General features: G+C 62.2%; 18 protein-coding genes and 1 pseudogene. 13 read left to right on the top strand and 6 right to left on the bottom strand.

The features are described from left to right. The first annotated feature begins 101 nt into the window (after positions 1-101). Both NKJ93_RS02920 and NKJ93_RS02915 read left to right on the top strand, forming a co-directional pair. Positions 102-1652: an NAD(P)H-hydrate dehydratase gene (locus NKJ93_RS02920; RefSeq protein WP_352587572.1), complete on the top strand. Its 1551-nt coding sequence runs from the start codon at positions 102-104 to the stop codon at positions 1650-1652. Continuing rightward, on the top strand, positions 1649-3655 hold the full coding sequence (locus NKJ93_RS02915) for a hypothetical protein (RefSeq protein WP_352587569.1): 2007 nt from the start codon (positions 1649-1651) through the stop codon (positions 3653-3655). Before NKJ93_RS02920 ends, NKJ93_RS02915 begins: the two co-directional genes overlap by 4 nt. 44 nt (positions 3656-3699) lie before the next feature. Here the strand turns inward: NKJ93_RS02915 and NKJ93_RS02910 are convergent, their stop codons facing one another. Together NKJ93_RS02910 and NKJ93_RS02905 are read right to left on the bottom strand one after the other, a co-directional pair. After that, positions 3700-4770 carry a M48 family metallopeptidase gene (locus NKJ93_RS02910; RefSeq protein WP_352587566.1) on the bottom strand — a complete coding sequence of 357 codons (1071 nt, stop codon included), beginning with the start codon at positions 4768-4770 and terminating at the stop codon, positions 3700-3702. A gap of 7 nt (positions 4771-4777) precedes the next feature. Further along, a complete protein-coding gene (locus NKJ93_RS02905) occupies positions 4778-6310 on the bottom strand; it encodes an acyl-CoA carboxylase subunit beta (protein WP_352587564.1) in 1533 nt (510 codons plus the stop codon). Positions 6311-6697: 387 nt separating this feature from the next. On the opposite strand from NKJ93_RS02905, the gene NKJ93_RS02900 reads away from it, so the two are divergent. Next, positions 6698-8116, top strand: a complete 1419-nt coding sequence (locus NKJ93_RS02900) for a DEAD/DEAH box helicase (protein ID WP_023717542.1) — start codon at positions 6698-6700, stop codon at positions 8114-8116. Between the two features lie 101 nt (positions 8117-8217). Here the strand turns inward: NKJ93_RS02900 and NKJ93_RS02895 are convergent. After that, positions 8218-9192 (bottom strand): annotated as a pseudogene (locus NKJ93_RS02895) (alpha/beta hydrolase). Positions 9193-9200: 8 nt separating this feature from the next. Then, positions 9201-10022: an SDR family oxidoreductase gene (locus NKJ93_RS02890; RefSeq protein ID WP_023717543.1), complete on the bottom strand. Its 822-nt coding sequence runs from the start codon at positions 10020-10022 to the stop codon at positions 9201-9203. Positions 10023-10237: 215 nt separating this feature from the next. Here NKJ93_RS02890 and NKJ93_RS02885 point away from each other — a divergent pair, with 215 nt between their 5' ends. The 7 genes from NKJ93_RS02885 (at position 10238) to NKJ93_RS02855 (ending at position 15577) form a co-directional block, all read left to right on the top strand. Continuing rightward, on the top strand, positions 10238-11272 hold the full coding sequence (locus NKJ93_RS02885; protein ID WP_023717544.1) for a cysteine synthase A: 1035 nt from the start codon (positions 10238-10240) through the stop codon (positions 11270-11272). Continuing rightward, on the top strand, positions 11272-12015 hold the full coding sequence (locus NKJ93_RS02880) for an alanyl-tRNA editing protein (protein WP_023717545.1): 744 nt from the start codon (positions 11272-11274) through the stop codon (positions 12013-12015). Before NKJ93_RS02885 ends, NKJ93_RS02880 begins: the two co-directional genes overlap by 1 nt. 35 nt (positions 12016-12050) lie before the next feature. Then, entirely contained in the window at positions 12051-12908 is an 858-nt protein-coding gene (gene sseA, locus NKJ93_RS02875; protein ID WP_023717546.1) for a 3-mercaptopyruvate sulfurtransferase, read from the top strand. Beyond that, entirely contained in the window at positions 12908-13471 is a 564-nt protein-coding gene (locus tag NKJ93_RS02870) for a GNAT family N-acetyltransferase (protein WP_023717547.1), read from the top strand. The genes sseA and NKJ93_RS02870 overlap by 1 nt, the downstream gene beginning before the upstream one ends. An 86-nt stretch (positions 13472-13557) precedes the next feature. Continuing rightward, positions 13558-14115 carry an OmpA family protein gene (locus NKJ93_RS02865; RefSeq protein ID WP_352587561.1) on the top strand — a complete coding sequence of 186 codons (558 nt, stop codon included), beginning with the start codon at positions 13558-13560 and terminating at the stop codon, positions 14113-14115. Between the two features lie 116 nt (positions 14116-14231). Next, positions 14232-15038: a 4-hydroxy-tetrahydrodipicolinate reductase gene (gene dapB, locus NKJ93_RS02860; RefSeq protein ID WP_352587558.1), complete on the top strand. Its 807-nt coding sequence runs from the start codon at positions 14232-14234 to the stop codon at positions 15036-15038. Between the two features lie 71 nt (positions 15039-15109). Then, the gene (locus tag NKJ93_RS02855; RefSeq protein WP_352587555.1) at positions 15110-15577 is read left to right on the top strand and encodes a DUF1203 domain-containing protein; all 468 of its coding nucleotides are present in this window, start codon (positions 15110-15112) and stop codon (positions 15575-15577) included. A gap of 245 nt (positions 15578-15822) precedes the next feature. Here the strand turns inward: NKJ93_RS02855 and ald are convergent, their stop codons facing one another. Then, positions 15823-16938: an alanine dehydrogenase gene (gene ald, locus NKJ93_RS02850; RefSeq protein WP_352496510.1), complete on the bottom strand. Its 1116-nt coding sequence runs from the start codon at positions 16936-16938 to the stop codon at positions 15823-15825. 158 nt (positions 16939-17096) lie between these two features. Between ald and NKJ93_RS02845 the strand changes: the two genes are divergently transcribed. Then, positions 17097-17570: an Lrp/AsnC family transcriptional regulator gene (locus tag NKJ93_RS02845; protein ID WP_023675099.1), complete on the top strand. Its 474-nt coding sequence runs from the start codon at positions 17097-17099 to the stop codon at positions 17568-17570. Between the two features lie 13 nt (positions 17571-17583). Here NKJ93_RS02845 and NKJ93_RS02840 read toward each other — a convergent pair whose 3' ends face one another. Next, positions 17584-18240, bottom strand: a complete 657-nt coding sequence (locus NKJ93_RS02840; protein WP_023717552.1) for a 5-formyltetrahydrofolate cyclo-ligase — start codon at positions 18238-18240, stop codon at positions 17584-17586. 180 nt (positions 18241-18420) lie between these two features. Here NKJ93_RS02840 and NKJ93_RS02835 point away from each other — a divergent pair, with 180 nt between their 5' ends. Continuing rightward, positions 18421-19686, top strand: coding sequence for an NAD(P)/FAD-dependent oxidoreductase (locus NKJ93_RS02835; RefSeq protein WP_352587552.1), 1266 nt, complete (start codon positions 18421-18423; stop codon positions 19684-19686). 130 nt (positions 19687-19816) lie between these two features. Further along, positions 19817-21796 (top strand): bifunctional 2',3'-cyclic-nucleotide 2'-phosphodiesterase/3'-nucleotidase, encoded by a 1980-nt coding sequence (locus tag NKJ93_RS02830; RefSeq protein WP_352587549.1) that lies wholly within the window; start codon positions 19817-19819, stop codon positions 21794-21796. Positions 21797-21837: the final 41 nt, after the last annotated feature.

The following is a 21837-nucleotide window of genomic DNA, read 5'->3' as shown; positions in this document are numbered from 1 at the left end:
CGAGGTACGCCGCCAACTTTGCTTAGGGACCTTCGTTGTTTGCGTCGGATCAAAAACTGGACAATGCTTGGGGAAATGATGTGCATGTCGCCTGATATTCCATGAGCAACGAACTTTTGTCTCCGTCTGAAATGGCCGAGGCCGATCGGCTGGCGATTGCGGCCGGGCCACTCGATGGCTTCGGCCTCATGCGGCGCGCCGGCGAAGCGGTCGCTGCCGTCGTCCTGGCGCGCTATCCCCAGGCGAGACGCGTCCATGTCCTGTGCGGCCCCGGCAACAATGGCGGCAACGGCTATGTCGTGGCGCGGTTGTTGGCAGAGGCCGGCATGAGCGTTGCCGTATGGGCCGAAGGCAAGCAGAAACCCGGAAGCGATGCCGCGTTGGCCTCTGATGCCTGCAACTTGCCCGTGGAACACATTGGCCATTGCTACCCGGAAGCGGGTGAAGTGGTCGTGGACGCACTCTACGGCGCGGGACTGTCCAAGGACATTTCGATGCATGCGTTGGCCGTCTCAGGCTTGAGCAGCGCTGAGCGCGTCCCGGTGGTCTCGATCGATTTGCCTTCGGGTGTGTCAGGCGAGACCGGCTTGACTAACGCTCACTTCCAGGCCGAGGTCACGGTGACTTTCGTGCGGAAAAAGCCAGGCCATCTGCTGATGCCGGGGCGCGAGCTGTGCGGCGAGATCATCGTCGCCGATATCGGCATTCCGGATGGGATCATCGATCAGCTCAAGGTCACGGCGTTCGAGAACACACCGGAACTTTGGCTGCGATGGTACTACCCGAGAACGGCTGTCGATTCGCATAAATACAAGCGTGGCCATGTTGCTGTCTTTTCCGGCGGACCGAGTGCGACGGGCGCAGCGAGGTTGTCGGCCATGGCCGCGGCTCGCAGTGGGGCAGGGGCAGTAACTGTGCTTTCACCTGGAAACGCCATGCAGGTGAACGCCGCGCATCTGACCTCGATCATGCTGCGCGAGGCCGGCTCGCTCGAAGAGGTGCAGGAATTCCTCGTGGCGCGGCATCCCGAGGCGCTGGTGTTCGGACCGGGGCTCGGGCCGAAACCCAAGGTCGGCGATTTCGCATTGCAGTTGATTGCGGCGATCGCGGATCTGACCCGCGCATCAGCGGCTACGCCTGAAATTCACGCCAGTGCCATCGTTCTGGATGCCGACGCCATCACCTCGTTGGCGCTTCAGCCTCAGGCACTGTTCGACGCAGCGCGTCAGACATGGTCGCCGGCACTGGTGCTGACGCCACATGAGGGTGAATTCGCCAGGCTTTTTCCAGATATCGCTGGGAACAAAAAACAGTCCAAAGTGACCAAGGCGCGCGAAGCAGCAAAGCGCGCCAATGCCATTGTCGTCTACAAGGGTGCCGACACGGTGATCGCGGCGCCCGACGGCAGGGCCGCGATCAATGCCAACGGTGCGCCGTGGCTGGCCACGGCTGGCTCTGGTGACGTTCTGTCGGGGATCGCGGCCGGATTGCTGGCGCAAGGCATGGCGGCCTTCCAGGCTGCCTGCGCGGCGGTCTGGATCCACGCCGAGGCCGGCCGTCGTTTCGGGCCCGGCTTGATCGCCGAGGATCTACCGTCGGCTCTGGTGCCAGTGCTGCGGGAATTGATCGAAAGCCAGCCGGACCTTCGATGAGACGCATTGCACTCCTTTTCACCACGCTCGTCATGGCCGCTTTGGCGACACTGTCGGCGAATGCCGCTGAGCAGCCGGTGACCATCGTCGATGATCCAGCGGTACTTGCTGCTCTCGATGCCAAGGGCTTTGGCTTCGCCGGCATTTTCGGCGTCGACGGCAAGGGCGATTTGAAGACGCTTTACGACAAGGCGCCGGCCTATCACGCGATCGTCGAAACGATTGCAAGCGACGTCGCGGCATTGCGGGCCGAGATGAAGGCCGGCGGCCGGCCGCTTTACGAGGTGACCGACGGCAATGTCGGCCGCGTCATGGACATGCGCTGGCTGAGGACCGAGGCCGCACGCTTCCGCCTTGTCGGCGTGGTCAACCGGCTCGACCGGCGCGACTTCGCCGCCTTGCAAGGCGACACGAGTTGCGGCGAAGTGCGCTTCATCTATCGCCTCGCCTACGGCTTCAAGAAGAACGGCAAGGTTTTGGCCTCGCGCCTGCCGTTCAATTTCAGTGCCGTCTACAATGCCGCGCCGGATGCCGACGGCGGTTGTGTCGGCGTCGCCGGACGCTGGGCACCACAACTCGACGAGAGCGTCGATGCCGGCTGGCTGACCGGTGGGCCGCTGGAAAGGACGGCGCTCACGTTCAAGCAGCTCGAGCTCAATGCGCAAGTGGTGCGCTTCCCCTCCGGCCAGGAGACCGAATTCGGCGGGCAGGCTGCCTATCTCATGCGAATTTTCGGCATCGACGGAGCGGCTGTCAGCGAAAAGCCGCTGGAAAACACGCCCGACACGGCACGTCTCGCCGAAGACGCTGCGCTGAAAGCAAGACTTGCCGACTATGTCCGCACCAATGTCGCGGCGGTCGATCTCGGCATCTACAAAATCCCCGATGAATTCTTGGCAAGGAAGGTCATCTCCTGGTCGACCTTCGGCAGCGCAAGGCAGGCCAACCACCCGTTTACGCCATTATTCCAGCCTGCGGATTTTGTCGGGCTCGATTATTCCGCCTTGAGGCTGGTGCGCACGCCGGAGGCACTGGTCGAGCGGCTGGACAACGGCGCCTGCCAGGGCTGCCATCAGGCGGGCTCGACCGCCGGCTTCCATTTCATCGGCCTGGACGACAAGACGACCTCGCCGCTCAACCGCATCGAGGTTGGCATCTCGCCGCATCTCCACGCCGACATCCCGCGCCGCGTCGCCTGGCTGCGCGCGACTGCCGACGGCAAGGAACCGAACCGCTTTCGCCCGCTGTCCTTCGCGCCGCCGGCGACATGGAACGATGCCGGCGAAATCGCCTATTCGCCGGCCGAAATGGCGATGCCGTGCTTCATGCCGGAAGATGCGGCCCGCTTCGGTGCGACATGGCAATGCGGCGGCGGCACCGTCTGCACGCCACTGGCGACTGTGTCCGGCGTGCGCACCAAGCTGGCGCAATGCCTGCTGCCCAAGGATAGCGAAAACATGTTTTCCGGCCACCCCTGTTTAACAGGATCCATCGCCAGCAACCCGGCACAGCCTTTCAATGACCGGTATACCATCACCGGTCAGTTCGCGGCGTTCGCGCCAAGCATTTCGCGCGCCGCCTACACCTGCCGACCGCCGAAGATCGGTGTGCCGGCGGGTATCGCCTATCGCGGCTGCGACGACCGGGATCGCAGCTTTGCCGCCTTCAAGACGGGCAAGCCGATGCCCAACGAGATCTGCGGGCTCGTCGGCGGCAAGAAATTCGACACCTGCGTGGCGACCAATAATTTCGACCAGTGCCTCGGCGGCGCTGTCAATCGCGGCAATCGTCCTGCCTGCTCGGCCGACCATTTCTGCCGCGAAGATTACATGTGCCAGTCGCTGCCGCCCGATACGCCCGGCCTCGGCAAGGTGAAAGGCATCGGCTTCTGCTCGCCGACCTATTTTATCTTCCAGATGCGCATCGACAATCACGCCACGCCATGGTCGGGCGCCGTCCGCGCGACGATGGGAGCCGGGTTCGGCGCGGCGGAAGCGGAATAGCCTGCGCCGACTGGGCATTAGCCGCTATAGTTTCAGGTGGATAGCTATCGATCGAGATAGTCGGCGATCTTCGATGTCCATTCGCCGTCGAAATGCCGGACATGTTCGGCGACGATCTCATCGCTCAGCAGGCTCGACAAGGCGGAAACCAGAACTGGTTCTATCTCTGGAGCCGAGCTAAATCCAAGAGCAGTCAAACGTTCGGACCAGGGCGGATGATCCGCGCTTTCGTTATCTGGCGCGTCCCAGGCCTTTTGCGCATATTCTTGCAGGATGGGAAGCCTCGACAGGTGACTGGCGGCCGCCAGAACTCTTTCAAGTGGTGGACGAGGCGGTACCATGGTGCCAAGCAGTTCACGTTTAAGCGGAATATACACTTGGTCATCGAAGAACGTACTGGCAGCACCGATCAGCAGCAGGGCGCGCGCCGTTTCATGTGCATCGCCGGACATCGCTGCATGACGATCTGCGTCAATTTCCGCCCGCCGCGACAACCGTATTTCTTCGCGCTCCAGCGTGCGCGACAGCGGGCCAAGCATCCAGTAGAACAGGCTGCCTGAAACGGTTTTTCCCGGTGGGGCGAAGTCGAAGATTAGATCGAAGCTCTTTTCGAGTTCGGCCAGGTTGAGCCCGCCATTTGTATCTTTATTTTTCAGATGGGCGTCCTCATGGGCCAAGATCGCCGCAAACCCCTTTTGGTCGGTCGCTGCGAGCAGCGGCAGGCCCACGGTGAGAATTGCCCTGCGACCAAGCAGGCCCAGAAACGGCCGCTCTTCACCGATGCTAGCGTTGAGATTGTCGCTCAGGATGATGCTCGTGCGGCTGGCGCGGTGTTTGCCGGCAATACTCTCCCAGACAGCCCACAATTTCGGGGCTGATTCCCGAGTAATCCCGTCCACCTTGCTGGGTCGAAAACCGGCGAACAATGTCCCGATCAACAGAACGATGGCCAGCATCGCGGCCGGGATTGCAACAACGCCAGTCGCGATGACAGCGAGCGGATAGCAATCGAGGAACCAGAACCACAGGAGTATTGGGCAAAACAGCGGCAGGGCGAAGAGCAGGATGGCAAACCTGCCGAAACGCGCTCCTACATAGAGGACCAGGCGCGACATCAACGCCTCACAGCGGAATGTTGTCGTGCTTCTTCCAGGGGTTTTGCATATCCTTGTTGCGCAGCATCCTGAGCGCGCGGGCGATGCGGCGGCGGGTCGAATGCGGCATGATCACCTCGTCGACATAGCCACGCTCGGCGGCAACGAAGGGGGACAGGAAGCGATCCTCGTAAGCTTTTGTGTGCGCTGCAATTTTCTCCGCGTCGCCGATATCCTTGCGATAGATGATCTCGACTGCGCCCCTGGCGCCCATCACCGCAATCTGCGCCGTTGGCCACGCATAGTTCATGTCACCGCGCAAATGCTTTGACGCCATGACGTCATAGGCACCGCCATAGGCCTTTCTGGTGATGACGGTGATCTTTGGCACGGTCGCTTCGGCATAGGCGAACAGAAGCTTGGCGCCGTGCTTGATCAACCCGCCATATTCCTGCGCGGTGCCGGGCAGTAAGCCCGGCACGTCGACGAAGGTGACGATCGGGATCGAGAAGCAGTCGCAGAAGCGCACGAAACGAGCCGCCTTGCGGCTGGCATCCGAATCGAGCACGCCGGCCAGCACCATCGGCTGGTTGGCGACGAAGCCGACGGTGCGGCCCTCGATACGGCCGAAGCCGGTGACGATGTTTTTCGCAAAATTCTGCTGGATCTCGAAGAAGTCACCCTCGTCGGAAACTTTAAGGATCAACTCTTTGATGTCGTAAGGTTTGTTGGCATTGTCGGGAATCAGCCGGTCGAGCGACAGATCGTGATCGGTGACCGATTGGTAGCATTCGATCTCGGGAATTTCCGCCGTGTTGGAGGCGGGCAGCAGATCGACCAGCCGGCGCATCTGCAGCAGCGCCTCGACGTCATTGTCGTAGGCTCCGTCGGCGATCGAGGACTTCGTCGTGTGGACGGAAGCGCCGCCGAGGCTTTCGGCGGTGACCGTCTCATTGGTGACGGTCTTCACCACATCCGGGCCGGTGACGAACATATAGGAGGTGTCGCGGACCATGAAGATGAAGTCGGTCATCGCCGGCGAATAGACGTCGCCGCCGGCGCAAGGGCCCATGATCAGTGAAATCTGCGGAATGACGCCGGAGGCCAGTACATTGCGCTGGAAGATCTCGGCATAGCCGCCGAGGGCCGCCACGCCTTCCTGGATGCGGGCGCCGCCGGCGTCGTAGAGGCCGATGATCGGCGCGCGGTTGCGCAGTGCCATCTCCTGCACCTTGACCACCTTTTCGGCATGCGCCTCGGACAGCGAGCCGCCGAACACGGTGAAATCCTTGGCGAAAAGATAGACCGGGCGACCGTTGACGGTGCCCCAGCCGGTAACGACGCCGTCGCCGGCGATCTTGGTTTTCTCCATGCCGAAATCGGTCGAGCGGTGCTCGACATACATGTCGAACTCCTCGAACGAGCCCTCGTCGAGAAAGACGTCTATGCGTTCGCGGGCGGTCAGCTTGCCCTTCTTGTGCTGGGCGTCGATGCGGGCCTGGCCGCCGCCCATGCGAGCGACCTCGCGGCGGCGCTCGAGTTCCTTCAGCACGTCCTTCATGACCGGTCCCCGAAACGGAAAGCTTGATTGTGGTAATCATGCCTGGGGGAGAGCGCAAGCGCCGCTTCCTAATGGCTTTTGCTGCGCTGCAGCATCAGGCCCCTTGCATTTCGATGCGAACTGGGCCATATGCGGCGGCATAGGCGCTTGGGCCGGGATAATCCGGCCTTCTCGATGAATGAGACTGGTTGCGTCTGTTTTCCCTCTTCCCGACATATCGGCAAGGTGGCGAAAAAGCCCCGTGGCATGATGCCTGCGGGCACGACAGCGCTGCCGTGCGGACGACAACGTCCGCCCGCCTTGTCGTTTCATGACAATTTTCGACGGCAGGTTGCGCCCTGCCGCCATTGATGTTTGCGGCCAGGAGCCGCATGAAAGAAGAATATTTTGACCAATGAAAACACTTTGACCGGTAAGGACGCTGGGGAACTGAACGGTTTCGCCGCACTTGGAATTACCGGCGCACTGCTCAAGGCCACGAATGCCGCCGGCTTTACCGATCCGAAGCCGATCCAGGCCCAGGCGATCCCGCCGCAGCTCGAAGGCCGCGACATTTTCGGCATCGCCCAGACCGGCTCGGGCAAGACGGCGGCGTTCGCGCTGCCGATCCTGTCGAAGATCATCGCACTTGGCACCAAGCGCCGGCCGAAGACAGCCCGCGCACTGATCCTGGCGCCGACGCGCGAACTCGCCGTGCAGATCGAGGAGATGATCAAGCTGCTTGCCAAGGGCGCGCATGTCTCGACAGCGCTGGTGCTTGGCGGCGTCTCGCGCTTCAGCCAGGTGAAGAAGGTTGCGCCCGGCGTCGACATCCTGATCGCAACGCCAGGTCGGCTGACCGACCTGGTGCGTGAAGGCGACCTCGTGCTTGCCGACACCAAATGGCTGGTGCTGGATGAAGGCGACCGCATGCTCGACATGGGCTTCATCAACGACGTCAAGCGCATCGCCAGGGCGACGGCGCCGGACCGTCAGACGGTGCTGTTCTCGGCAACCATGCCGGCCGAAATCGCCGAACTGGCGAAAGGCCTGCTGAAGAACCCGATTCGCGTCGAAGTCGCTCCTCACAGCACCGCGGCCGCCGAGATCGTGCAGGGCGTCGTCTTTGCCCGCACCAAGCAGAAGCGTCAGGTGCTGGCCAACATGCTTGCCGACGAGGCGATGAAGTCCGTCATCATCTTTTCGCGCACCAAGCATGGCGCCGACAGGGTGACAAAGGATCTCGAGCGTGACGGCTTCAAGGCCGCCGTCATCCACGGCAACAAGTCGCAGAACGCTCGCCAGAAGGCACTCAACGATTTCCGCGAGGGTTCGGTGCGCATTCTCGTGGCGACCGACATTGCGGCGCGCGGCATCGACGTGCCGGGCATAAGCCATGTGGTGAATTTCGACCTGCCGGACGAGGCGGAGAGCTATGTCCACCGCATCGGCCGCACCGGCCGTAACGGCATGGACGGCATCGCCATCACGCTCTGCGACCCGTCCGAAAACAGCAAGCTGCGCCAGGTCGAGCGCATCATCCGCACCAAGCTGCCGATCGTTGCCGACCATCTCGGCAGCCCCGATCCACAGCGCAATCCCGCCGAGAAGAACGAGCGTAGTTTCGAACCGGCCAATGATCGCAACGACCACAATGGCCGTCGCGACGGCAGGCGGCCCGGCGGCGCAAACAACGGCTTCGGCAAGAAGCGGTTCGGCGACAAGCCAGCCTTTGCGGGCGAGCGCAAGCCGGAAGGCGCCAAGCCCTTCAAGGGCAACAACAAGCGCCGCTTCGGCGGTAAGCGGCCGGCAGCGCGGGCCGCATAGCCTGACCGTGTTGCGGTCGGCCAAGCTTGGCTTGGTCACTCACGATTGAAAAGGGCGACCGGAGTTATGCTCCGGTCGCCCTTTTGCTTTGAGGCCTTTGGTTACTTCACCACCGCCTCGACCCACACGACAATCCGCTGCGCCAGGAAAGCCGTGGTCGATGGCGACAGCGCGTCACCCGCAATGACGTGGTTGTCGGGGTCGCCGGTATCGTCGACCGGCACCAATTCATGTGCGGCGCCCCAGCGAGCCGCGATTTCGCGGGTGCGATCTGGTCGTACCACCTTGTCCGAATCCGAAAAGATGAACAGGGCAGGGATGGACGTCTTCTCCACCGGCGCGCCGTAGGCAAGCTCTGTCAGCGCCGCCATCGGCAATGTCGCGGCGATCGGGTAGCGTTAGGTCCAGAACCTTTCATGCAGCGCGTTGCGTGGCACGAAGCTACGCTCCTTGCCGGCGACGAGCTCGACGATCTGTCTGCCCCACGGTAGGGTCAGCAATTCGGCGCCGGAAGCCTTGACGCCGAAATTCGGCGAGATGAATGCGATCGCCGCGACGCTGTTCGATGCGCTTGGCTGCGTCGCGGCCCACGCCGCCAGCGAGCCGCCGGTCGAGGTGGCTATGACGATCACCTTGTCGCCGATCGCTCGGCCGATAGCGAGCGCTTCCTCGTAGTCGTTGATCCAGGCACCGACGCTGCCTTGCGTCATCGCGGCGCCATCCTGTCCATGTCCCCTCAGGCGCGTGTAGAAAAGATTGGCGTCAAGCTGGTCGGCCACCTCGTCGGGCAATGGACGAATCTCGCCCTTCGACGCAGAAAAACCGTGGATGTAAACGATCGCGAATGGCGTCTTGGCATGGACCATCGGGTCGGCCCAGATGATTTCCTTGTCCAGCCCGTCGCGGATGCCGGGCACGGCCGCCTCCTGGCGCGCCAGATAGGCCTGCGGATCGTCGCCGATCACTGAGGGATCGAAACGGATCGTGGTTTCGACGAGGACGCGCGGACCAAGCGCCAAGGCCAGGACAAGGATGAGGACAAGACCCAGCACCGCAAACATGATCCGTCGCCCCATCACGGATCCTATTCGACCGGTGGCTTGCGGTCGAAATTCAGCGGCCGCGCATTCCAGCGGGTGACCGTGCTGATCACCCATCGGCAGAACGGCCTCGGCAGTATCCTGAGCAGCTTCAGTGTCCAGCTCAGGCGGCGTGGGAAAGTGACTTCGAAGCCACCGCATTCGATGCCTCGCGCGATGCGGCGCGAGGCCAGATTGACCGGCATCAAGCCCGGCATCGGCAGGAAGTTCTTCTCGGTCAGCCGCGTGTCGACAAAGCCCGGATTTATCACCTGGATGCGGACGTTCATCTTGTCGAAATCGTATTTCAGCGACTCGGCCAGGATATTGACTGCCGCCTTGGTGCCGCCATAAGCGGCGGTCGTGGGCCAGCCGAAATAGGCGGTGACCGAACCGATCAGCACGACATGGCCGCGCGAGCGCACGCGCATGCGTTCGATGACCGGCAGCAGGCCATTGATGATGCCGAAATAATTGACTTCGAAAGACCGACGGAAATTGCGCGCGACAAGATCCTCGCCCGGCGTTGCGATATAGCTTCCCGCGTTGAACACTGCCAACACGATTGGACCGAGATCTTTCTCGATCGCTGCAACCGTCTTTGCCATGCGTTTTTCGTCGGTCACGTCGCAGGGAAAGGCTACGACACGGCCCGCCATCTGCGCCGTCTCGACGATGAGCGTATCGATCGGATGGTCATCGGGCGCTGTCACCGCGACGACATAGCCCTGAGCGGCAAGATCCTTGGCCAGCGAACGGCCGATACCGCTGCTGCCGCCCGTAATCCAGGCGACGCCATGCTTCGGATTGGCCCGATAGAGTGTCATGCTGCGCCCCGCCGGCTCTTCTTAGCCTGTGCTCTAGCGGTGAAGAAATCGAATGAAAAGAGTGCTTTTCGGTACATGGTTGAAATGAATGCCGGCCGGGCGCTCCTGGCTGCAGCAATTGCAGTGTGCGAAATGCGACTGGACCAGGCAAATTCTTGCCTTGAAACCGAAGCGTCGGGTTTCTAGGGTTTCGCCGCACCCACAAAGGAATCTCCATGCCCCGTTCTGTGATCGACGTGATCGGCAACACGCCCCTGATCCGCCTCAACAAGGCCTCGGAAGCAACCGGCTGCGAGATCCTGGGCAAGGCCGAATTCATGAATCCCGGGCAGTCGGTCAAGGACCGCGCCGGCCTGTTCATAATCCGCGATGCGGAACAGCGCGGGCTGCTGCGGCCCGGCGGCGTCATCGTCGAAGGGACGGCTGGAAATACCGGCATCGGATTGACACTGGTTGCCAAGGCGCTCGGCTACCGCACGGTGATCGTCATTCCCGATACCCAGAGCCAGGAGAAGAAGGATACGATCAAACTGCTCGGCGCCGAGCTGATCGAAGTGCCAGCCGTGCCCTACAAGAACCCGAACAACTACGTGAAGCTGTCGGGCCGGCTGGCCGAGCAGATGGCGAAGACCGAGCCGAACGGCGCGATCTGGGCCAACCAGTTCGACAATGTCGCCAACCGCGACGGCCATATCCGCACCACAGCCGAAGAAATCTGGAACCAGACCGGCGGCAAGGTGGATGGTTTCGTGTCGGCGGTCGGTTCCGGCGGCACGCTGGCAGGCGTTGGCTTCGGGCTGAAGGCCAAGAACAGCCAGGTCAAGATCGCACTGGCCGATCCGCTGGGGGCTGCGCTCTATTCCTTCTACACCAGCGGCGAGTTGAAATCCGAGGGCAGTTCGATCACCGAAGGCATCGGGCAGGGGCGGATCACCGCCAACCTCCAAGGCTTTACACCCGATTTTGCCTTCCAGATCCCCGATGAGGACGCACTGCCGATCGTATTCGACTTGATCCAGGAGGAGGGACTTTGCGTTGGCGGCTCGACCGGCATTAACATTGCCGGCGCCATTCGCCTGGCGCGCGAGCTAGGCCCCGGCCAAACCATCGTGACCATGCTTTGCGACTACGGCACGCGCTATCAGTCGAAGCTGTTCAATCCTGAATTCCTGCGCGAAAAGAAGCTGCCGGTGCCGGGCTGGATGGAGCAACGGAGCACGATTTCGGTGCCGTTCGAAAGGGTCGCGTGATGGCGCACAAGACCGAAGCGCTGTTTCGTGACGACGCCTATCTGGGGACGGCCGACGCCACCGTCGTCGCAGTCAACGATCGCGGCGGCATCATTCTGGACCGGACCGTGTTTTACGCCACATCGGGCGGGCAGCCGGGCGACACTGGCAGCCTCGAACGCGCCGACGGCACCGGCATTGCGATTGCCGCTACGATCACCGGCGAAACCAAGGACGAGATCATCCATGTGCCGGCGCCGGAGCAGGCGGTTCCACGGTTGGGCGAGCGGATGAGGCTCGCCATCGACTGGCCGCGGCGGCAGCTGCTGATGCGTATGCACTCGGCCTGCCATCTGCTTACCGTCGTCTGTCCGTTCCCGATCACCGGTGCCGCGGTTTCCGAGGACGACAGCCGTATCGATTTCGACATCCCGGATGCCGGCTTCACCAAGGAAGACGTGACGGCCAGGCTGATGGAACTGGTGCGGGCCGACCACCCGATCTTCACCCGGCTGATCTCCGACGAGGAGCTGGCATCCAATCCAAGCCTGGTGAAATCCAAGAATGTGCGGCCGCCGGCCGGCACGGGAAAGATCAGGCTGGTCTGCATCGGCGAGAATGCTTCGGTCGACAGCCAGCCTTGCGGCGGTACCCATGTGAGGAGCACCGGCGAAATCGGCGAGATCCATATCGGCAAGATCGAGAAGAAGGGCCGCGAGAACCGGCGCTTCCGCATTCGCTTTGGCCCGATGCCGCCAGCCTGATATAGGACTGGGACAGGCGGGACAGGAGAGAAAAGATGGCCGACGACAGTCCTTTCACCATCGATGCCGATTGGTTGCAGAAGCGGCTCGGCGAGCCTGGGCTGACGATCGTCGACGCGTCCTGGTATCTGCCGGCGCAAAAGCGCGACGCGCGCGCCGAGTATGACGCAGCGCATATTCCAGGCGCCCGCTTCCTAGACCAGGATGCGGTTTCGGACCCCGACGCGGCTCTGCCTCACACGCTGCCGTCGCCGCAGCATTTTGCCCAATATGTCGGCGCGATGGGCATTTCGGCCGACGACACGATTGTTGTCTATGACGGGCCAGGGTTCTTTTCTGCACCGCGCGCCTGGTGGTTGTTTCGCGTTATGGGCGTGTTCCAGGTCTATATACTCGACGGCGGTTTCGATCGTTGGAAAGCCGCCGGACGGCCGGTGACGGCGGAGCCGACGAAGATCGCGCCTTGCGTGTTTTATGCCAACTTCGATGCCGCCCGCGTCGCCAGCCTTGCCGACATGCGCCGGATCGTCGAGACGGGGGAGAGCCAGATCGCCGACGCACGCTCGCCTGGCCGTTTTGCCGGCACCGAGCCGGAGCCGCGCCCCGGCATCCGCTCCGGCCACATGCCGGGCGCGCACAACGTGCCGTTTTCGGCGCTTTCGGAAAACGGCGAATTGCTGCCCAAGGACAGGCTGCGCAAAGTGATCGAGGAGGCCGGCATCGATCTGTCGAAGCCGGTCGTCACCTCCTGCGGTTCGGGGGTCACCGCGGCAGCCATCACGCTGGCCCTGGAGACGCTTGGCCATGCCGAAAACAGGCTTTACGACGGGTCATGGACGGAATGGGGTGGGCTTTCCGACACGCCCGTCGTGACGGGCAAGGACCGACGGTGATGAAAAACGGAGCGCTGGAAGACATCGACGTCACCGTGACATTTCTCGAAATGCATGTGCCGCCTGCCTATTCGCCGCCGCTGCCGTACAACCGCCAGATCGCGCTGCTCAAGACCAAAGACATTCCGCTGCATTTCTACCGCTATTTGATGGATCGGGTCGGCCGCAAATGGCACTGGGTCAACGTGCTGAGACTGAATGACGAGGAGCTTGCGGCGGGCATCCATCGCGAGGACCGCGACATCAGGGTGCTTTATCTCGACGGCGCGCCGGCCGGCTTCTTCGACCTCAAGCCGCATCTGCCGGAGGAAGTGGAACTCGCTTATTTCGGCATGATGGAGCACGCGACCGGGCAAGGCATTGGCCGCTGGTTCCTCGGTGCCGCAATCGCCGCAGCCTGGGCGCACGGACCCAAGCGGGTGACGGTGCAGACCTGCACCCTTGATCACCCAGCAGCCTTGCCGCTTTATCAAAAACTCGGCTTCACGCCGGTGGCGCAAAAAAAGGAGGTCGTACATCCGATGCCTTTTGCCGAGCGCGCGGCCAGCGTCATGCGGCCCTGATTTTCAGGCTCGTTCATCCAAGCTTCAGCTAGTCTTTGCCATCTTGTCGGCATCACAATGCGGCCGAGGGCCGAAGGAGAAAAGACATGCTGACCCGACGCACATTTGCCGCCGTGCTGGTTGCGGCACTCGCCATGCCGACCCTTGCCGTTGCCCAGGCGACCACGCCTTCGGCCGCCACGATCGAGCGCCAGCTTGAAGCCGCGCCCCGGGTGAAGCTGCGCCCGAATCAGCGCGTCACCATCCGCGAATTCAAGAAGCGGCCGGACTTGCGGCGCATGGCCCGCTCTATCCATATCCAGTCGATCAATTTCGCCTTCGGCTCGGCTGCCATTTCCGAATCGCAATACGCCAAGATCGAAAACATCGCCGATGCGCTTCAGCGCATTCTGCGGCGCGATCCGGGTGCCCGCGTGCTGATCGAAGGCCATACCGATGCTGTGGGCTCCTTCCAGTCGAATCAGATTTTGTCCGAACAACGTGCCGCCTCGCTGAAGCGCACCTTGCTGCGTGAATTCGGTGTGCCGGGCTATGCGCTCGAAACCGTCGGCTACGGCGAGGAGTTCCTGCTCGTGCAGACGCAGAATGAGAACTGGCGAAATCGCCGGGTGACGCTGCGCCGCTTCGACGACTTCATCCGTTAAAATGATCTAGCCGTTCAGGGTCTGGATCAATATTCAAAGGCGAGCCCGACTTGAATGAGCCGGGCTCTTTCCATATCGCTGTCGTCTAAAAACCGATGGTGATGGAGGATCGCACGATGGCAATTCGCGTGGTAATAGCCGGCGCGACCGGTTGGGTCGGCAAGGCGCTGGTTCCGGCGATCGGGGCGCAAGGTGACATGGCGCTGGCCGGGGCTGTGTCACGTAGCGGCGCGGGGCAGGATTCCGGCCTGCTGGTTGGCATGCCGGCTAATGGTATCTCCGTTTCGGCCTCGCTCGCCGAGGCGCTGGAGGCGCCGTCGGACGTACTGGTCGACTTCACCAAGCCACATGTCGTGAAGGACCATGTGCTGCTCGCCATCGACAAGGGACGGCACGCTGTGATCGGCACATCGGGACTGGGTGCTGCCGACTATGCCGACATCGACGCCGCGGCGCGCGCCCACGGCGTCGGCGTCGTTGCCGCCGGCAACTTTTCCATCACCGCTACGCTGATGAAGCGGTTTGCACTTATGGCGGCAAAATACGTGCCGGATGTCGAGGTCATCGATTATGCCAGTGCAAAGAAGCCCGACGCGCCCTCCGGTACCGCGCGGGAACTTGCTGAAGCGCTGGCCGACATCCGCAAGGCTTCGACGGCAAAGCCGGTCTCCGAGGTCTCCGGCGTGCCGGCTACACGCGGTGCTGCGGTCGGCGCGGGCGAGGGTGTGCAAGTGCACGCGCTTCGCCTGCCGTCCTACATCCTGTCCTGCGAGGCGTTGTTCGGCCTGCCAGACGAGCGGCTGACCATCCGCCACGATGCCGGCTCGTCCGCGGCGCCTTACGTGGCCGGCACGCTGCTCGCCATCAGGCGGGTACAGCAGATCAAAGGCCTGGTGCGTGGTCTCGACGCGTTGATGGACTGATCCGGCAGGAATCGGGTGGGAAGCTTTGCATGGAAAGCATAATTTCCGGTCGACGCCACCGGAGATTCGTCATGACCGTAAAATTCAAAGCCTTGCCAACCGATGCGGTTCGCGCGCTTCAGCGCGGCGGGCCTGATGCTTATGACTTGAAGCCAGAGCGGCAGATTTCGGATGGCGACGGCGTGCCCTGCCGTCATTGCCTGAAGAATGTTGCTGCGGGAGAAGCCTATCTTGTTCTGGCCTATCGGCCTTTTCCGGAACTGCAGCCTTATGCCGAAACCGGGCCGATCTTTCTGCATGCGGAGGAATGCGAACGCGCCGCCGAGGGGAAAACGCCTCCCGATATGCTCGAAAGCGGCGAATACATCGTGCGCGGCTACGGCAAGGACGACCGCATCGTCTATGGCAGCGGCGGCGTCATTCCGACCGATGCCATCGCGGCCCGGGCGGAGACGTTGTTCGAAAGCGACGACATTGCTTACGTCCACATCCGCTCGGCCCGCAACAATTGCTATCAGTGTCGGATAGACCGGGTGTAACCGGATAGGCTGCACCGGCTTGGGCTGTCGTACTCCCGTCGTATTCTTGCGATAGAGAGGGATGGTCGATCGATTTGCCGACCGCGGATGAACCGGCGGAAATCTCGACAACCGAGGAAGCGGGGCTTTGGCTCCGCTTTTTTGTTGTCGGGTTATTCCGCGCGCCCGACACTTTTCAGTTTTTCGACATAAGAAAAACCCGTCGGACGAAACCGACGGGCACTGGAGAGGCAGATTCGGACAGCTCAGGCCGCGAGAACGGCCTTCGGCTCGACCAGCTCATAGCCGAGTGCTTCGGCCACTGCGCGATTCGTGATCTTGCCCTTGTGGACGTTCAGCCCGTTGCGCAGATGGTGGTCGTCTACCAGCGCCTTGAGGCCCTTGTCGGCGAGCTGCAGGCCATAGTGCAGCGTCGCATTGTTGAGCGCGTGGGCCGATGTGACCGGCACCGCACCCGGCATGTTGGCGACGCAATAGTGGATGACGCCGTCGACCGCATAGGTCGGCTCGGCATGGGTGGTGGCGTGCGAGGTCTCGAAGCAGCCGCCCTGGTCGATGGCGACGTCGACCAGCACGGCGCCTTTCCTCATGCCCGAGAGCATTTCGCGCGTCACCAGCTTGGGCGCGGCTGCCCCGGGGATCAGCACGGCGCCGACGACGATGTCAGCCGAAAAACATTCTTCCTCCAGCGCCTCGACGGTCGAGTAGCGGGTGTGGACGCGGCCTCCAAAGATATCGTCGAGCTGACGCAGGCGCGGGATCGAGCGGTCGATGATGGTGACGTCGGCGCCAAGCCCGGCAGCCATCCGTGCAGCATGCAGGCCGACGACGCCGCCACCGAGCACAGTGACCTTGCCGGGCAGCACGCCGGGCACGCCGCCAAGCAGCACACCGCGGCCGCCATTGGCCTTTTGCAGCGCCGTGGCCCCCGCCTGGATCGACAGGCGGCCGGCAACTTCCGACATCGGTGCCAAGAGCGGCAGGCCGCCGCGCTCGTCGGTGACGGTCTCGTAAGCTATTGCGGTGACGCCGGAGGCCAGCAGGCCCTTGGTCTGCTCCGGATCCGGGGCGAGATGCAGATAGGTGTAGAGGATCTGGCCGTCGCGGAGCTGAACCCATTCGTTGGGCTGCGGCTCCTTGACCTTCACGATCATGTCCGACTTGGCAAACACGTCGGCCGCCGTCTTGGCGATCGTGGCGCCGGCGGCGCGGTACGCGTTGTCGTCGGCTCCGATGCCGGCGCCGGCGCCGGTCTCGATCAGCACTTCATGGCCATGCGCGACATATTCGCGGACCGAGCCCGGTGTCAGGCCGACGCGGTATTCATGGTTCTTGATTTCCCGGGGGCAACCGACGCGCATCTTTTCTCTCCTGATCCGGCCCTTTTAGGGCCTGTTCCCTGTCTAGAGATAGTGAACCACGAATCGTTCGGGAAGTGTTTGCGAATGCGCTTGCCGAAGAGACTACCGTTCGATAATCGTTGCGCGAAACAGTAGAATTATCGCAGGAACCCGCAAAAATGCCGCTCGACAGGATTGATATCGCCATTCTCGAGACATTGCAGAAGGATGGGCGGATACCCAATGCAGCGCTCGCCGAAAAGGTCGGCCTGTCGCAGTCGGCCTGTTCGCGGCGGCTGGACAATCTGGAGAAATCCGGAACCATCCGCGGCTATCACGCCCGGCTGTCCAACGCCGCACTTGGGCACCAGATGACGGCGATCGTGCATATATCGCTGTCCGGGCAGTTCGAGAAAACGTTGTCGGATTTCGAAGCGGCGATAAAGCGCTGCCCGAACGTCCTGTCCTGCCATCTGATGTCGGGCGAGTATGATTACATCTTGCGCATCGCGGCGAAGGATCTCGTCGACTACGAACGCATCCACAAGGAGTGGCTTTCGGCAATGCCGCATGTGACGAAGATCAATTCGTCCTTTGCCTTGCGCGAAATCGTCGATCGCACGGCCGTTGGAATGAAGCCTGAGCTAGCCTAGGCCCCAAACTCGCCTAAACGTTGAATGACTCGGTCACCACACGGTCCATCGGAATATCGTGCGGCTGCGGGTAGATGGTCACGATGCGCTGCAACTCGTAGCCGACGCCGACGACCAGCGGCTTGAACGGCATCGCGGCAAGCGTGCGATCGAAGAAGCCGCCGCCATAGCCCAGGCGAAAATGTCCGGGATCGATGCCGACGATCGGCGAAATGACGATGTCGGGCAGTACCGGATCGCCCTCGGCCGGTATCGGGATATTCCAGACGCCCTTCTCCAGCCGGTCTCCGTGGGTATAGGCGCGAAAGATAAGCGGCCGGTCTTTCTCCACGACAACGGGCAGCGCCGTGCGGCCACCTCGCGCGTTAACGGTTTCCATCCACGGGCGCAGGTCCGGCTCGCCGCGAAACGGCCAGTAGAGGCTGACCATGCGCCCGGCGATGTCGCCGATCACCGCATCGAGACCATCGGCAATGCGCTGCGACATGGCTGTGCGCATGTCGGCGGAAACGGCAAGGCGGGATGCGATCAACCGCTCGCGCTCGGCCCTGCGCCAGCGCCTGACATCGGTCCATTCGGACAGCGGCGCTTGGAACTCCGGATCGAGCTCGTGCATAAAACAAGGCGGCGAGGCGTACTGCCCCGAGCCTTCATCTTCATCCTTAGCCATGATTCACCTGCAATATACTGTTCCGACCAAGTCCTATCCGGGACGTAGGCTATATCCGGGAATGAGTCTGCAGCATGCGTATTCACGACATCAAGCGACGAGTCCCAGGCAGGTGCAGCGCAGGCATTGCTGCACTGCACAAGGATACTTACATCAGCCTTGGCGAGAGGGATGAGTGAGATGAACACAGCCAACCATCACGTCGTCGTCGTAGGCGCCGGATTCGGCGGCCTCGAATTCACCCGCGCACTTACCGGCGCGCCGGTGCGCATCACCATGATCGATAGGCGCAATCATCACCTCTTTCAGCCGCTACTCTACCAAGTGGCGACGACGGCGCTGGCAACCTCCGAAGTCGCCTGGCCGATCCGCCATCTCCTGCGCAAACGCAAGGACGTGACGACGCTGCTTGCGACCGTGACTGGCATCGACCGCACCGGCAAGCGCGTGCTGCTGCATGATGGCGGAGCGGTCGCCTACGACACGTTGCTGTTGGCCACCGGTGCGCGGCACGCCTATTTCGGCCATGACGAATGGGAGCCGTTCGCGCCGGGCCTGAAGACGCTGGAGGACGCCACCACCATCCGACGGCGTATTCTTTTGGCTTTCGAGCAGGCCGAGCGGGAAACCGATCCCGCCAAGCGCCAGGCACTGCTGACGCTGGCGATCGTCGGCGGCGGGCCGACCGGCGTGGAATTGGCCGGCACGATTGCCGAACTGGCGCATGACACGCTGCGCGGCGAGTTCCGCAACATCGACACGCGCGAGACGCGTGTGGTGTTGATTGAGGCCGGCGACCGCGTTCTTGCCAATTTCGCGCCGGACCTCTCCGATTATGCAATGAAGGCGCTCGAACGGCTCGGCGTGACCGTCGAACTCGGCCGGGCGGTTACGCGCTGCGATGCCGAGGGTGTCGTCTTCGGCGACAGGCATTTGCCGGCCAGGACAATTCTTTGGGCGGCGGGCGTCGCCGCTTCGCCGGCCGCCGAATGGCTCGGCGCGGCAGCCGACCGCGCGGGCAGGGTGCTTGTCGAGCCCGACCTCACTGTGCCGGGAAATCCGGAGATTTTCGTCATCGGTGACGCAGCGCACGTCCTGCGGCCGGATGGCCGCCTGGTGCCGGGCGTCGCGCCCGCAGCCAAGCAGCAGGGACGGCACGTCGCCGCGACAATCAAGGCCAGGCTCGCCGGCGACACAACGGTACGTCCGTTCCACTACAGGCATGACGGCGATTTGGCGACGATCGGCAAGCGCGCCGCGGCCATCGATTTCGGCTGGATCAAGCTCACCGGCCGGCTTGCCTGGTGGCTATGGGGCTTGGCGCATATCTACTTCCTGATCGGCTTTCGTAACCGGCTTGCGGTTTCCCTGAGCTGGCTATGGATCTACTTCACCGGTCAGCGCAGCGCGCGATTGATCACCCAGGGCGACGACGACAAGGGCTGATTGTTCGCTGCCGGACATTCATCAGCGCGTCACCTCCTCTTGATGGAATCGACTTCTGGACTCGGCTGGATTTCGGCGCGAAGCTTTGCTTCGGGCAGGACTTGTCACGTCGTGGAAGAAAGAGAAACGAATGTCCCAATTGCGCCACCTCGTCTCACGCCGCGATTTCCTCGCCGGCGTCGCCACCGGTGGAGCGCTGATCATGCTGCACCCGTTCTCCGCCCGGGCTCAAGCCAATCAGTCGCATCTGAGGATTATGGAGACGACCGACATCCACGTGAACGTGCTGCCTTACGATTACTACGCCGACAAAGCTAACGACACGATGGGGCTGTCGCGAACGGCATCATTGATTGAAGCCGTGCGCAAGGAAGCAACCAACGCGATGCTGATCGACAATGGCGACCTTTTGCAAGGCAACCCGATGGGCGACTACATCGCCTACGAGAGGGGCATGAAGGACGGCGATCTGCATCCGGTGATGAAGGGCATGAACCTGCTCGGCTACGAATGCTCGACGCTCGGCAACCACGAGTTCAACTACGGCCTGTCGTTCATGGACAAGGTGCTGGCCGGTGCCAATTTCCCGTTTGTCTGCGCAAATTTGATCCGCGGCACGGAGCTTGCCGCGAACCCGCGCGACGACAAGCTTTATCTCAAACCTTTCGTCATCCTCGACAGGAAGATCAAAGACGGGTCGGGCGCCGAGCAGCCGATCAGGATCGGCATCATCGGCTTCGTGCCGCCGCAGATCATGGTCTGGGATCTGAAAAATCTCGAGGGCAGCGTCAAGACGCGCGACATCGTCGAGGCGGCCAAGGCGTGGGTGCCGCAGATGAAGGAAGAAGGCGCCGACATCATCATTGCGCTCTCCCATTCTGGCATCGACGTGAAGCAAGGCGACATGATGGAGAATGCCTCCTTCTTCGTTGCCGGCGTCGAAGGTATCGATGCTGTGTTCACCGGCCACCAGCATCTGGTCTTCCCTGGCAAGAAGGACTTTCAGTCGCTGGAAGCCGTCGATACGGCGAAAGGCACGTTGCAAGGTAAGCCCGCCGTCATGGCCGGCTTCTGGGGCTCGCATATGGGGCTGATCGATCTGTTGCTGGAGCGCGACGGATCGACATGGAAAATCGTCTCGGCGACCTCTGAGGCCAGGCCTATCTTTGAGCGGGCCGACAAGACGAACAAGCCGACCGTCGCTGACGACCAGCGCATCGTCGTCGCGCTCAAACAGGACCACGAGGCGACGCTTGCCTATGTGCGTCGGCCGGTCGGCAAAACCTCGGCGCCGCTCTATTCCTATTTTGCGCTGGTCGCCGACGATCCATCGGTGCAGATCGTCAGCCAGGCGCAGACCTGGTACTTGAAGGACATCCTGAAGAACACCGAGTGGAAGGATATGCCGCTGCTGTCAGCGGCGGCACCGTTCAAGGCGGGCGGGCGCAACGGCGCAGATTATTACACCGACGTGCCGGTGGGCGATATCGCCATAAAGAACGTCGCCGACCTCTATCTCTATCCAAACACGGTGCGCGCCGTCGAAATCACGGGGGCAGAGGTGAAGGAATGGCTGGAAATGTCGGCCGGCATCTTCAACCGGATCGAGCCGGGCAAAGCTGACCAGGCGCTCATCAACACCGACTTCCCGTCTTATAATTTCGACGTGATCGACGGCGTCACCTACCGGATCGACCTGTCGCAGCCACCGAAATATGATTCGAAGGGCGGGCTGGGGAACGCCGGCTCGAACCGCATCATTGACTTGATGTTCGACGGCAAACCAATTGATCCCATGCGGAAATTCGTCGTCGCAACCAACAACTACCGGGCCGGCGGCGGCGGCAATTTCCCGGAGATCAATGCCTCGAAGATCATCTACGAAGCGCCCGACACCAACCGCGACGTGATCGTGCGCTATATCGTCAGCAAAGGCACCATCAACCCGTCGGCGGATGCCAACTGGTCGTTTGCGCCGCTGCCGGAAACCAGCGTCGTGTTCGAGACCGGCGCCAAGGCGAGAGAATTTATTGCGCAAGTGAAGTCGCTGAAGATCGAGCCGGCGGGCGAGGGCGAAGCGGGGTTTTCCAAATACCGCATCACTCTTTGAGGCGAGGATTTGAGCGTCGGCTCGAAACTGTCTCAGCGTTA

Source organism: Mesorhizobium sp. M0028 (assembly GCF_040323855.1).
In the GTDB taxonomy this organism is placed as follows: domain Bacteria; phylum Pseudomonadota; class Alphaproteobacteria; order Rhizobiales; family Rhizobiaceae; genus Mesorhizobium.
This window is presented reverse-complemented; position numbering and strand designations above follow the sequence as displayed.

Coding starts and splice junctions, on each gene's coding strand:
- NKJ93_RS02920 (WP_352587572.1), top strand. CDS start 102: ATGAGCAACGAACTTTTGTCTCCGTCTGAAATGGCCGAGGCCGATCGG.
- NKJ93_RS02915 (WP_352587569.1), top strand. CDS start 1,649: ATGAGACGCATTGCACTCCTTTTCACCACGCTCGTCATGGCCGCTTTG.
- NKJ93_RS02910 (WP_352587566.1), bottom strand. CDS start 4,770: ATGTCGCGCCTGGTCCTCTATGTAGGAGCGCGTTTCGGCAGGTTTGCC.
- NKJ93_RS02905 (WP_352587564.1), bottom strand. CDS start 6,310: ATGAAGGACGTGCTGAAGGAACTCGAGCGCCGCCGCGAGGTCGCTCGC.
- NKJ93_RS02890 (WP_023717543.1), bottom strand. CDS start 10,022: ATGACACTCTATCGGGCCAATCCGAAGCATGGCGTCGCCTGGATTACG.
- NKJ93_RS02885 (WP_023717544.1), top strand. CDS start 10,238: ATGCCCCGTTCTGTGATCGACGTGATCGGCAACACGCCCCTGATCCGC.
- NKJ93_RS02880 (WP_023717545.1), top strand. CDS start 11,272: ATGGCGCACAAGACCGAAGCGCTGTTTCGTGACGACGCCTATCTGGGG.
- sseA (WP_023717546.1), top strand. CDS start 12,051: ATGGCCGACGACAGTCCTTTCACCATCGATGCCGATTGGTTGCAGAAG.
- NKJ93_RS02870 (WP_023717547.1), top strand. CDS start 12,908: ATGAAAAACGGAGCGCTGGAAGACATCGACGTCACCGTGACATTTCTC.
- NKJ93_RS02865 (WP_352587561.1), top strand. CDS start 13,558: ATGCTGACCCGACGCACATTTGCCGCCGTGCTGGTTGCGGCACTCGCC.
- dapB (WP_352587558.1), top strand. CDS start 14,232: ATGGCAATTCGCGTGGTAATAGCCGGCGCGACCGGTTGGGTCGGCAAG.
- NKJ93_RS02855 (WP_352587555.1), top strand. CDS start 15,110: ATGACCGTAAAATTCAAAGCCTTGCCAACCGATGCGGTTCGCGCGCTT.
- ald (WP_352496510.1), bottom strand. CDS start 16,938: ATGCGCGTCGGTTGCCCCCGGGAAATCAAGAACCATGAATACCGCGTC.
- NKJ93_RS02845 (WP_023675099.1), top strand. CDS start 17,097: ATGCCGCTCGACAGGATTGATATCGCCATTCTCGAGACATTGCAGAAG.
- NKJ93_RS02840 (WP_023717552.1), bottom strand. CDS start 18,240: ATGGCTAAGGATGAAGATGAAGGCTCGGGGCAGTACGCCTCGCCGCCT.
- NKJ93_RS02835 (WP_352587552.1), top strand. CDS start 18,421: ATGAACACAGCCAACCATCACGTCGTCGTCGTAGGCGCCGGATTCGGC.
- NKJ93_RS02830 (WP_352587549.1), top strand. CDS start 19,817: ATGTCCCAATTGCGCCACCTCGTCTCACGCCGCGATTTCCTCGCCGGC.